The sequence below is a fragment of the Hydrogenophaga sp. genome (genome assembly GCF_030373225.1).
In the GTDB taxonomy this organism is placed as follows: Bacteria; Pseudomonadota; Gammaproteobacteria; order Burkholderiales; family Burkholderiaceae_C; genus Hydrogenophaga.
Genome location: NZ_JAUCZG010000030.1, coordinates 42,258 through 54,076, shown reverse-complemented (window position 1 = coordinate 54,076; position 11,819 = coordinate 42,258). Strand labels below are relative to the sequence as shown.

11 protein-coding genes are annotated in these 11,819 nt (G+C 45.3%); 1 reads left to right on the top strand and 10 read right to left on the bottom strand.

Annotation, left to right across the window (positions count from 1 at the left end):
* On the top strand, positions 1 to 290 hold a 290-nt coding region (locus tag QUV35_RS15335), incomplete at its 5' end, for a DUF6876 family protein (RefSeq protein WP_300875931.1).
* A 315-nt stretch (positions 291 to 605) separates the two neighbouring features.
* Here QUV35_RS15335 and QUV35_RS15330 read toward each other — a convergent pair.
* The 10 genes from QUV35_RS15330 to QUV35_RS15285 form a co-directional block, all read right to left on the bottom strand.
* Positions 606 to 953: a hypothetical protein gene (locus tag QUV35_RS15330; protein WP_300875929.1), complete on the bottom strand. Its 348-nt coding sequence runs from the start codon at positions 951 to 953 to the stop codon at positions 606 to 608.
* Entirely contained in the window at positions 946 to 2,217 is a 1,272-nt protein-coding gene (locus QUV35_RS15325; protein WP_300875926.1) for a DUF2569 family protein, read from the bottom strand. The genes QUV35_RS15330 and QUV35_RS15325 overlap by 8 nt, the downstream gene beginning before the upstream one ends.
* Positions 2,218 to 3,572: 1,355 nt before the next feature.
* Complete coding sequence (locus QUV35_RS15320) at positions 3,573 to 4,295, bottom strand: hypothetical protein (protein WP_300875923.1); 723 nt, start codon at positions 4,293 to 4,295, stop codon at positions 3,573 to 3,575.
* Positions 4,271 to 4,936, bottom strand: a complete 666-nt coding sequence (locus QUV35_RS15315) for a hypothetical protein (RefSeq protein WP_300875921.1) — start codon at positions 4,934 to 4,936, stop codon at positions 4,271 to 4,273. Before QUV35_RS15315 ends, QUV35_RS15320 begins: the two co-directional genes overlap by 25 nt.
* Before the next feature lie 102 nt (positions 4,937 to 5,038).
* Positions 5,039 to 6,031 carry a hypothetical protein gene (locus QUV35_RS15310; protein WP_300875919.1) on the bottom strand — a complete coding sequence of 331 codons (993 nt, stop codon included), beginning with the start codon at positions 6,029 to 6,031 and terminating at the stop codon, positions 5,039 to 5,041.
* Positions 6,032 to 6,078: 47 nt separating this feature from the next.
* Entirely contained in the window at positions 6,079 to 6,333 is a 255-nt protein-coding gene (locus QUV35_RS15305) for a hypothetical protein (RefSeq protein ID WP_300875916.1), read from the bottom strand.
* 1,108 nt (positions 6,334 to 7,441) lie between these two features.
* Positions 7,442 to 8,401 (bottom strand): hypothetical protein, encoded by a 960-nt coding sequence (locus QUV35_RS15300; protein ID WP_300875913.1) that lies wholly within the window; start codon positions 8,399 to 8,401, stop codon positions 7,442 to 7,444.
* Positions 8,402 to 8,727: 326 nt separating this feature from the next.
* Positions 8,728 to 9,342 carry a hypothetical protein gene (locus QUV35_RS15295; protein ID WP_300875910.1) on the bottom strand — a complete coding sequence of 205 codons (615 nt, stop codon included), beginning with the start codon at positions 9,340 to 9,342 and terminating at the stop codon, positions 8,728 to 8,730.
* Between the two features lie 3 nt (positions 9,343 to 9,345).
* Positions 9,346 to 9,894 (bottom strand): hypothetical protein, encoded by a 549-nt coding sequence (locus QUV35_RS15290; RefSeq protein ID WP_300875907.1) that lies wholly within the window; start codon positions 9,892 to 9,894, stop codon positions 9,346 to 9,348.
* Between the two features lie 414 nt (positions 9,895 to 10,308).
* Positions 10,309 to 11,604, bottom strand: a complete 1,296-nt coding sequence (locus QUV35_RS15285; RefSeq protein WP_300875905.1) for a hypothetical protein — start codon at positions 11,602 to 11,604, stop codon at positions 10,309 to 10,311.
* Between the last annotated feature and the right edge of the window lie 215 nt (positions 11,605 to 11,819).

Below are 11,819 nucleotides of genomic sequence, written 5' to 3'. Positions count from 1 at the left end.
CATACTCAGCTCAAAGCTGCGTGACTCAGGCGACAACTACCTTGACGCGCGCCGCTTGGCTGCTTGACGCTGTAGTCAGTCACTTGATGGGATTGGGCACTGATGATCACTTTGTCATGGTCAAGCTTGTGGTCAATAACTCAAGTGCTGTGCTGACACTTGAGGATGGGAATGGCTGTGTGCATTGCAAACAAACCATTCCCTATACAGACTTCCCCTTAGCCCAACAGCGCCTTTACGCCTGCTGGGATGGTCAGCATTGGGTCATTATGCTGACTGGGGAGTATTGAGGGCTTTTTTAAAGAAGCATTGATTGGTTGTCCTGATAAACGACAATCCTCTGCAGTAGTGCGGCGAAAGGCTTGATCTAGCACAGAGCTTGGCGACAGCGGAAATTGAGTCAGCAGCGAACCAACATTCAATGAACAAATCCACTGTGTACGACTCACAGTGGACTTCTCATGTGTGATTCGAATGCGCAAAAAAAGAAAAGTACCTAACTCGCTCGATAAATAACAACCCACTCTACAAAGTCCAACCTGAACACAACAATAAATAGCGAAAAATATTAATTCGGGGTGCTGCAGCAACGGCAGTTCAGCCAGTTAATCAACGCAACTCTCCATCCAAAGCCTGAATATCTCTTGCGCATATTTCTTATAAGTGCAGTTTTTGCGCCTCTTTGCAGCGTGAGCATAAACACTAACCGATGAATCAATTTTATCAACACCAGAAACTGAAAGCTCTTCCCGCAACTTCCTCATTGCCTCACGCAAACCATCCTGCTTCTCAAAATCAGACTCACCTAAAGGCTCACATATCTGCATCGCATGAACAACTCTCGTCCTCAAATCACCACTACTACTCACAAGAACACAAACAGCTTGGTAAAGACGATCATTCCCAATATTAATATACATCTCCACCCTCAGTCGTTTACCAGCGTCATCCAAAATTCATCCCATAAATGGAATCCGCAAGTTTGAGATGATCATTCTTTTGTACCGCACTCCTCAGCAGACTCAAATTCTCGAAGGCGTAAAATTCTCCCGTTGAAAAATAAACGACTCTTCCATTGTTTAGAAGAAAATAATTTACAACTCCGATTCTGCGTTGTGAATATCTCCTCTCCTTCAGGCAAACCTCATCTGTCGTAGACTCTAAGGGGCGCACAATGATTGCACCAGTTACTTGGTGCGCCACATCTTTATCTATAGCATCAAGTTGTAGAGACAACGCATCTACATCATTGAATACATAGTATCTGTTTAGATGTAAAAATCCGAGATGGCCGTCAATGAAATTTAATAATTTTCGCTGCCCAAACTCTGTCTCGCTTAGTTTTCCACTCTCGATGGCAGCATCAATATTCTTAGCCAAGGCTGCCATTTCAATGCTTTTTTCCTGCACCGAACGAATATTCCGTACTTCAGATATTTCTTCAACCCTTCTCTTTAAGTAAGCAGTCTTCACCTTGCTCTCATTACCATCGTTCTCCACATAGAGCTTTGCGTACAGCCCCCGCTCTCTCTGCGGTCCTTCGTATTCGTTAAGTGCAGCCTCCCACGCTTTCAATTCGATGTCGCTAGATATTTCATCATCAAAACCCCCATTTCTACCGACAGATGCACCAGGTGTCCAGGAAGGTGGCAATGTAGAAGTATTGGATAACTTGGAACCACTAGAGTCGCTCATACCACTCGCCTTACCTCCCTCTAATTTTTCCTCGAGCATAGGATCATCAAAACGAATCGTATGCTCAAATGTCACTCTAACCCTGCGTGATCTCTGAAGGTAAAGCACCCAAACCACTGCAGATCCGCCCCAAACAGCGGAGTTCAGAAGCAATTGAACCAATACGCCTTGTGACGGATAGGCCAACGCCGTCAGAAGGATAATGGGGTATGGCACCAACAAGCAAAGGATGGCAACTTTTCTAAAGTTAGACCATTTAGAGAGCATCGCCCATATATACAGCGTACTTGGCACGATTACCCCAATACCTATTACCATGTACACAATGTAAAAATTTGGGCTTTCAATTCTTAGTTGATTCAATGTTGTACCACTGCGAACAAACGGAGCATTCATCATCGCCAGAGAAAATAAGGCTCCTAGGACTGTTCCAATAAGATTGAAAAGCAACCAGCCCCTAATCCCATATAGTTCGTGCTGCCTAGCTTCACCATCTGAAACTTTGATCCATTTATCCGCCATTGAAGCCACCCTTCTAATATGTCAAGCTGACAGTATTTTATGCTTCGGCATGTCAAACCATCAACTTTTAGTTTTGACATAGATGTTTTAACTGTGTGCGACGCAACACACGACCGACTAAACGCAGAAAGGGTCGTGAAAACCGACAAGTCCACACCGGAACTACCAGCACGCACCGAGCGGTGTGCCACTAGACTTTTCATATTATTTTTCACGATTACAACCGGGCGCTCATTTGCACAGCATCCACTGCGAAACACCGCTTAAGCCGGCACCTCAGCGCTTGTAGCGCACCCACCAACATAGCAGCAACCGACCATCCACTTTTGTCAGTGTGCGGCTGACAAACACACCCGACTTTGATGTCTGCAGCTGTGGCCGGTTATCAGAGCGCCTTAGCCCACTTTCTTGAAGAAAGCCGCAGGACATTCAAGTCAACTTGTCGCCGTGTTCCCGGACAAAGCAGCGCTCGCTGGTCAAGCAAGCCCTACAAGTGCTGATCGACCTGACTCGCTGGCTTGGGTTGAAGGGTGCCAGATCGCAGCATGTAAGGCTTACAAACTCTCATTTTGAGAGTTCTGCCCCAACAGTCCTACGCTCAAGCCAACAGCCCAAAGCGTCAAGTCGATTGACGCTGGCGTTGTCGAGTTTCCGGACACAGCAGCGCACACACCTCAAATCAGCCCTACAGCAGCTGATCTACATGGCGGGATGGCACTTGTAGCTGGACGGCCTGATCGCTGCACATAGGGCTTGCGTTTTCAAAACATACAAGTAGTCAGAACACACCTTTCTTAAAGAAAGTACCACGAGCGTCATGAAACTTGACGCTGGAGCTGTCGGGTATCACGACATTCGATGCTTGATTTATCTGTAGGAATTATGGTGTAAGTAGGTTGACAGATCAGCAGATGATCAAGGCCGTGAGCAGCGCTAATGAACCCGAGCATCAAATTCATCCATGAGTGTTTTACAATCCTAGAAATATGCCTCATGAATCACATAAACAGATGCGAGCTTTTGAATAGACTTCTTCAATATTTATGGGATGGCGGTTATCCAGATAATGTCCATAATGCGCTCACCGACGAGCAGCAAGAATTGCTAAGCGATCTAATTTCCTCAGATGAGTCAGATATTCACACTGATTTAATGGTCTATCACGTAGTAACAAGGTGCACATGCGACCCAAATTGAATGAGAGTCACCGACAGGCACAGCTACGAATACTATATCGCCGTCTTAATAATACCCAAATCAGCCTCCGCAAAATGCAATAAAGCCCACGCAAATCAAAACTTCTCAATCCAACCTCTGTTCGGCGCATGAATTCATAAATCTTTCAATTTGCTTATTTACCTGCACCGGACTATCGAACCAAAAACATTGCAGTTAACTGTGTTTCCACCAGGATTTCTGATCGTGAAATCACGCGATATAGGCCCTCTGGGTGGCTGAGGAGGGAGCCCCAGCATATCCCTATTGGCACTATTGAGGTTCTCCGCAAAAGATGGAGACTGGCCACCCATAAGTGCGAGCCCAAATCTAATGATCTTCTGCTTTTCTGCTTGCCGCTGCTGCTCTTCATACCTAGCAAGTTTTTGATCATACTCACGCCTCTCAGCTTCATACCTCTTGAGTTCAAGATCGTACGCCGCCTGGCGCTGCACCGCATCTGCTTTCGCTTGGGCAATGGTTTGTTTGCAGTTGGAAAATTCAACTGTTGCTCTAGAAAACCCATAGTTCGCGCAAGTCAGATCGTCGCCCGATAAAGCATCAGGCGGAATCGATGCAATTTCATTAGACTGCTGCTGCGATCGACTTGATAGTTCATCGACGCACTCTTGAAATGCTTTCGTCATCGGTTTAAATCCGATTTTCGTACATTGAGCACTCTCAGGCGAGGAATCAAGCGCCCCCCTAGATGCCAACTCTGAAACACACTCTTTGAATGCTTTGGAGGCTTGTTTAAAACCAATGTCTCTGCATTGTTGCTCCAACACTTCTGCAGAAATCGCCTCCAAATTTGATCCAAAAGTCCCGACCAATAATATTATCGAGAAATAGTAAGAACGCATTTTCCGAACCTTTCTGTTCCTTTTTCAATGCCAAGTTTTCCGCATTTAATCTTTGCATCCTCAATTTTAGAAATTTTTCCACTATCCATCTGCAACTGTTCAATAGCTTCCGGTTTATCCTCTTTCGAATTCAATGTTTTTATTTCATTATTTTTTGAGATTTCACGATTTTTAAATTCTTTCGATTTGCTCTCACCAAATCTTCTCACACATCCGTTAAATTCATTTGTTCCGATTGGGCGGCCTATTTTTCGACAGTATTCTAGGCTTGATTCATCGACGAACGCCTCATTATTTTCTTTGTTGACTGTCTTGATTTCGGAAGAAGTTTGTGCGCTATCGGTGGTTACTATTCCTTTGCATTCGTAAGACCAGTATGTGCCGGCAATTGAGTTTAAAGATGCAATTGCTCCTGAGGGAGCATTGTTGTTAATTGAATTTTCATTCAATCCACCGAGAAATTTGCACTTATTCTCCATATATGGCTTCGCATCACTCAAAGCCCCCAGCTCAACATATAGCACTCCCCTGTATTGGTTCGTGTTAGTTGGCGACTGTGTTCCTGCAATTCTTTCGGTATAAACAGTCGCACAACCCGAAATCAGGAGTGCAGTGACAACAATTAACCAATGTTTCTTCATATTTTAGAATTGAGTTTTAGCATGACATTGACTTTGTAAATTCACACTTTTAATTAGATGAAAAAAGTCACAACACGGGATCGTACTAATCAATAGATTTAGTTATCGGGAAATAGTAAGAACGCATTTTCCGAACCTTTCTGTTCCCTTTTTAAAACCAAGCTCCTCACACTTTGCCGTCGAATCTTTTAACGATATATTTTCAGGAACTTCTGCCTGGGCGCTTACTTTATCCGCCGATGCTCCAACACCTTTATTTGCAAGGTATGTGCTGTGCCCTAATGATTGCATGCACTTTTTAAATTCTCCAGACATTGTGTCAAAGCCTTGATTTCTACAATTTATCGCATCTGCCTCAGGATCAACTGCTCCCTTTTGATCCAGAGATGTTTTTTGTAATGATTTTTGAGTGTCGCCATCTTCTGAAAAAGAAGCGGCTGGCGCAATGTAGCCAGAACATACCATTTCAATCGCTGCTCGGCCAATAGAATCGGTTGATATTTCCATAAGCCTCATTGGATCGGTACTTCCATTCGGCCGTACTCTTACACTAGTCCGATCCGAGCACGAAATAACGTAATCCTCTTTTGCACTCAAAGGAATTAATGCCGTTGAACTTGTAATTTCAAGTCTGGAACTCATCGACGTGAAAGAAAATTGATCATTTGAGATTTTTCTTAATGTGCTTGAGTTTATTGCATACAACGCTCCAGTTGTTGCGCCTGCAATAAACCAAAGACCCTCATCATTGCGTACACCACAGAGCCCCTCAAGCAATATTCGTCTTGTAGTATTGCCGTCCGACGCGATAGATAAGAAATTTGAGGTGCCTACTTTGATTTCTTTTGAAATGCACTTCAGCTCCCAATCAAAAACATAATTTTTTTGATTTTTTATTTCATTAAAAATCTTTACGGAAATTAATCTCGGCGGAAATCTCTCTCTTTTAAGTGATTCATAATTATAAAAGAGCCCTCCACCCCCTTCTGATGCTACATATGACCCCCATTTGCTTATATCATTTTGAGCTAAGCCTGCATTAACTGGCAAGATAAAGGCGGCAATAATTTTAATCAACGATTTTTTAAATTTCATAAAACTTCTTGTTAGAGACTAGTTGGAATTTATTAATGCTGAATTCCTTACTGCATTTTACCAAACTTACCTAGTTCAAGATTTGTAGCAAAGTCCACAACCCATGCAGAGCCGTGGCCGGTGGTATATCGGATTTCAACGCCACTTTGCTTACAAAAAATCCACAAAAAACCCACCAATTCACATGTATGCTGCGTCGACTCAGCATAGCTCTCTGTTAAATCAAAATGTTCGCTACTGCATCCATACTCTTTAAGTACACCTAAGAAGTCTTTTTTCTCAGTAGCATCGATTAAAGTCATATACCTCTCACAAAGATCACACGATCGGGCACTTATACAGTTTTGAAAAAATCAATCAACTTTCAGAGAAAGACTTCAGCCAATCAAAAGCATTGAATAGTCGAGCCGAAGACACTGCATTCCACAGTGCTACCATCCAGCCCGATTATTGTGAAGTTTTTAGATTGGGGTTGACTTGGCGCTTAAGGTGGAAGCCCCTCTCGTCTTTGTTTTTTCTCAAGCAAACCAGCCACTTCATTTTTCACTGAGTCCGAGGATAAAGTAAGAATAAAAATGATTTTAGTCAAGTAAAAACATCAAACATTAGTTTTGGCATATACGTTTTAACTAGTTTGACAAAGCCCACGACCTGCAGCACTTGACAGAGCGCAGTAAACGGTTTGTGAGAGTTCTGAGCATGCAACAGTCCGAGTTCGCCTTCACGGCTTGCAAGCAGGCGGTCAGCTCACTCAGAGCTGTTCAGCATTCAAGCGCTCTACCGCACTTTCTTGAAGAAAGCACCATCCAGCAGCGTCATGAAACTTGACGCTTAAGCTATCGTGCTTCACGACACCCCGGCAGCAACACGTCAAACACGCCCTACAACAGCTGATCTACCTGATGGACGTTCGCGAACAGATTGCAGCACGCAGGGGTTACTTGCTTGGTTACGCACGCAATCATTTCTTTAAGCAAGTATCGCGCTGCAGCGTCGATCAACTTGACGCTTGAGCTCTCGTGTATTGCTACGACCCTTCAGATTCGCCTCAAATCAGCCCTACAGCAGCAGATCTACTTGATGGGCTGACATGTGTCGCTGGGCGATCAGATTGCAGCACGAATAGCTTGAGTGCACCGTGCATGCGACAACTTCACACGCGATCATTTATTAAAGAAAACAGAGTCTGAGCACTCGACCTTGTAGCCATCGGGCTTCCTATTTTCATGCGATGTGAAACACTTCATAGGAGCCACCGGGCTTCATGCCATCCCGATACAGCGCACACCCAAACTTCAACTCCGCTTGCCCTCCAGCAGATCGATGTTTATCTCAGCCGTCAGATTCGATGAATGAAAGCGCTTGATTAAGTTTTGAACTCACTTGTACTTAAGGCTCGCACAAATTAAATCAGTACCTTTGTACCTTGCCTAATTCTCGCTCATTTTTTTCTTGGCGCTCAATTTGCTTGCTTTTAGCTGCATTGTCTTTCAGATTCTTGACGAGCTTGCTTAGCAACCTGTTGTCGATGTAGCGAATCTGTCTTTTTTCGACAACACTTTTCGGAAATCTGTTTTCAAGTAGCAGTATTTCTAGATCGTGGTACTTCGTCGCGAAGCTACTTATTCCGAGTTTCATCCCTGCTTTATAAAGTGATTGCAGGCCAAGGACTTCAGCCCTGTTTTTATAAACAGCCACATGTTCAATAAGTTCAACAGAAGTAGTCGGCGACATTGCCCAAACATTGGCCTTCACCCGGCCATTCTTATTTGTGGTTACCCAATCCTTGGCTTTTTTGTATTTTGATGATAAGGACTGCATTAAGAGGCCACCGTTTACATCATTTGGCAGGAATGACGTTCCATCAAAGCCCAGAGGAAGAAGGGTAATGAGCTTACCATTAGAGAACCACAGTTCAATTGCACCTTCATCGCTATTAGTTCGATAAACCGACAGTTTTATGTCTTGATGTGAGGCCTCTTCGGCAGAGACTTCAATCGTACCGCCTTGGGTTTCAATTGATATCTTTTCTCTTCGAAAGTAAGCTGCATTTGAACAATCATTCTTGATTGTTAGCTCTTTGGCAAGAGGGTTATCTTCACATACAAAGGGAAGAATGTCCGGACGACGCTGCTGAATTGACTCTAATGTATCCTTTCCAACAATTACCCCATGTGTATATCCAGGTGCTGCGGCAATTGCTGGATCTTCAACCCTTTTTGCATCCTCAGGCTCAAGAAGACATTGATTCCATTGGTCTGAGTTGTACGATGAATCAAGTATCGCACGACAAGAATTAGGGGATCTCGCATATGCATGCAAAGTAATGACAGCCGTTAATATAACTACGAGCGCTTTAATTTTCTTCATTCTTAATCGATCCAAGCTTAAATGTACTTAGGCCACATATCCTTCAAGAGAAACTGATGCTCTTGAAGTACAGGTGGGGAGCTTCAATATTTCTTACATGTATTCTTCTGTAATCAATCGCGCATGTAAACTCTTGTTACTTTCACGTTAGGCGCGTTATTTATCAGTCTTATTTCACAACAACCTAGTTGTAATACTTCAAATCAGCCCTACAGCGCACGCAGCACCAATTGCACTGGCATGGGTTCTTGGTCAGCTAAATCCCAGCACGAAGCGCTCGTGCAGACACGGCGTAGGGGTCAATGGCTAAATATCATGTAATTTTGTCAGTTTGATATTACTTGCTCAATGTCGGCGGAATAAAATTCACCAGTTATTCCGATGAAGGGCTCGTACCAAAAAGGCGATCCTGTAATTGTCAAATTTTGCGATGCCGAAGTTGAAGACAATTTTATTATCACTTTGTTTACAAAATGCTCTTTACTCGCCGCATTTTTTATAAAGAATCGCGCACGGTTATTCGAAATAGATCTTACGAACTCGACTCCTTTAGGAATCATTTCAACATTTGACGCTCCGAGCTTATATTCGGTCCTAGCTCTATATTCAGGGATTGTCGAAGGCTCAGGGAGATTTAAAGTACGCTCCTCTCGCTGGATTACACTTCCATCTCGAGCCAGTATGAAGGTCACATTTTTCGATAGCGCAAGGAATCTTGCTGTTATTGACGCAATCGAACCGGCTGCTTGGTTATCCACTTTGAGCACTAGGTCATTACCAGCCATAACAGTAAGAGATACGTTTTCTTGAAACTGCCTCTCGAAGTCAACTTGGAATGGAACTGCTATGTTTGGATTTAGTTGATCTGTAGGCAACACAATTTTCATCTGTGCGAATGCAATCGCCGGCACAAACAGTATCAAAAGAATAAGTTTTTTCATACTTTATTTGGCAACTTTCAGAAACGCTTCAATGTATGCTCCTGGAATAAAGAAAAATTCCTCACCAGCTTTACCGCTCAATTTAAAGTTGATTCCATTTCTTGTATTTTCTTTGAGGTAGCTTTCGCTAACATCAATACCTATATGTTCGTTATATGAACATCCATATCTGGTGCAAGATCCAACGTCTCTAGAGATAACGATTGTCTTCAACATTACACCATTCGAATCGAAGGTATTGCTATAGAATCTCCACCCGCCTTCATAGTAATCCTGAACGTAAATTTGGTACTTTAGCGCATTACTTCCATCAAATTTCCAAGCTCTAATAAACACATTGTCAAAGGGTTTTATCGAAGCGTTGGGCCCTGAAAATCGCGATGATTTTTCAAAATCGTCTCGCTTGACTGATATTGCCTGGGACACTTCTGCGACATTGTAGAGATTTAATTTCGGCGCAGTTGCTACACATCCTAAAAGCGGTGTCAGCAGAGCAAGAATAATGAACCCTTGTCTGTAGTTAAATTTATGTTTGCTTGTTTGTTTTTCCATGTGGCGACTCCGAAATAAGGATGGCAATTAGAGACACCAACTGTGGTGCCTTCTTTTTATGTCTAGACACGCTACGTCCAAACACTCGATGCTTGGGTCCGCAACACAGGCTTGCTTTTAGGGTCATCCAAGATGACAGCAACTTTGACAGTGCTGATGTTTTTGTCAAGTGGAACTGTGAATATTTCCCTAGCGATTCACACCATGCAGTGCTTCAAATCAGCCCTACAGCAGCTGATCTACTTGACGGGCTGGCACTGGTAGCTGTGCGGCCTGATCGCAGCACACAGGGCTTGGGCGCACACAAAAGCTGACCACGCAGTCCTTTCTTCAAGAAAGCACCACGAGCGTCATGCGACTTGACGCTGGCGTTGTCGGGTTTCACGACATGCCCACACAGCCCACTCCGCGACCTCAAGTCCGCTTGCCCTGCAGCAGATCGATGTTCATCTCGGCACTCAGGTTCGATGAATAGAAGCGCTCGATCATGTCCACACTTGTCCGTGCATTCCTGGCCAGTGTGATCAGGTCAACGTTCTTGCCATACAGCAGCCGAAGCGTCATGGCCGTGTGGCGCAGGCTGTAGATCGTGCGTGTTTGTCCATTCGCGGCGTTTTCCGCAATGCCCGCCAAGCTCTGGATGTACTTGAACTGCCAGCCGTACACCACCAGCAGCCAACGCCGGTCCAGCAAGTCGGGCAGGAACACATAGTCGTCCGGCCTGCCAAAACCCTCTGCCCGTTGCTTGGCCAGCAAGCGTTCATACACCGGCACAGCCGACTGCAGCGTCACGATGGGTTTGTCGTGCAGCTTGGTTTCCGGTAGGTTCAGTCTCAAGTAGATGTGCTTGCCCCGAACCACGGTCACGTGCTTGTGTTTCATCAGCTTGATATCGCTGGGCCGCATGAACCCGTTGACCATAAAACGGATCATCCACGGCAGGTCCGCACTGACCTTTGTGTAGCGATCAAAAATGGCGGCGCTGCTGCGGCTTTTGTCGGCAAACTCGTACGGCACCTTCCGGCCCACTCGCCGCCTTGCGTAACGCACGAGATCGCGGTACTCGGTGATGGAAAAACTACCCCTTGGCTTGTTCACGACCTTGATGCTGGGAAACCTGGGAATGTTTTTGATCAGGCCAATGCCATGTGCGTGTGTCAGCACTTTTCGAACTGCGACCAAGTGCTGCTGCATGGTCGTGGTGCTGAAATCACGGCTGCTCAGCTGCTCCACAAAGTCCGACAGTGCCTTGAAGCCCACTTGATCGATGGGCATCTGGCCGAAGAAGGGCAAGATGCTGTTGTGGATGCGGTTGCGAAGGATGGGCAGACTGGCTGCACTGAGTTCGCCACGTGTGACCCTCGACTGCTGATAGGCCATCATGGCTGGCACAACATCGGCGAATAGCGTGGACTTTTCTTCCCGTTGCCGCACTTGTGATCCGTACAGCTCAGCGGTCTTGATGTGAAAGAACTGCTTGGCTTGACTGATGGCCGCTTGCTTGTGCACGGTCTTCAAACTTTGCGTGTAGGTTTTGCCTTTGAGGTAGCACCGCACTTGCCAGTAACGGCTGGCGTTGGTCTGGAAAATCCGCAGCTTGCTCGGGTAGTTGGCAATGGGCGTTATGGACGCAAGAATGGGCAGTGTGCGGTGGCGAGGCGGCAGGTAGTGGGTGTCGTTTGCTGCGGCCTGCCCTGTGAATTCCTGCATGCCCACAAGCGTAGTTTCTGACTGCGGGCAGGACAATCGGCACCGGAAATTTGTAGCTAACCTGGCCCGCGCATTTGGGGCACGCTGTGCGGTACGCTCATGAACGGTCCAATCAGAAGCCGTCAAACAGCCAAGGCCACAGCGTCAAACGCATTGACGCAGGCACCATGACCTGACCCGATGAGTGCCCATGCCCAGTAGCACACCGAAAGGTT

What these genes read in the sequence shown, in the direction of transcription:
- QUV35_RS15295 (WP_300875910.1), bottom strand. Translation starts at nt 9,342, where the DNA reads ATGAAAAAACTTATTCTTTTGATACTGTTTGTGCCGGCGATTGCATTC.
- QUV35_RS15305 (WP_300875916.1), bottom strand. Translation starts at nt 6,333, where the DNA reads ATGACTTTAATCGATGCTACTGAGAAAAAAGACTTCTTAGGTGTACTT.
- QUV35_RS15290 (WP_300875907.1), bottom strand. Translation starts at nt 9,894, where the DNA reads ATGGAAAAACAAACAAGCAAACATAAATTTAACTACAGACAAGGGTTC.
- QUV35_RS15310 (WP_300875919.1), bottom strand. Translation starts at nt 6,031, where the DNA reads ATGAAATTTAAAAAATCGTTGATTAAAATTATTGCCGCCTTTATCTTG.
- QUV35_RS15285 (WP_300875905.1), bottom strand. Translation starts at nt 11,604, where the DNA reads ATGCAGGAATTCACAGGGCAGGCCGCAGCAAACGACACCCACTACCTG.
- QUV35_RS15315 (WP_300875921.1), bottom strand. Translation starts at nt 4,936, where the DNA reads ATGAAGAAACATTGGTTAATTGTTGTCACTGCACTCCTGATTTCGGGT.
- QUV35_RS15300 (WP_300875913.1), bottom strand. Translation starts at nt 8,401, where the DNA reads ATGAAGAAAATTAAAGCGCTCGTAGTTATATTAACGGCTGTCATTACT.
- QUV35_RS15320 (WP_300875923.1), bottom strand. Translation starts at nt 4,295, where the DNA reads ATGCGTTCTTACTATTTCTCGATAATATTATTGGTCGGGACTTTTGGA.
- QUV35_RS15325 (WP_300875926.1), bottom strand. Translation starts at nt 2,217, where the DNA reads ATGGCGGATAAATGGATCAAAGTTTCAGATGGTGAAGCTAGGCAGCAC.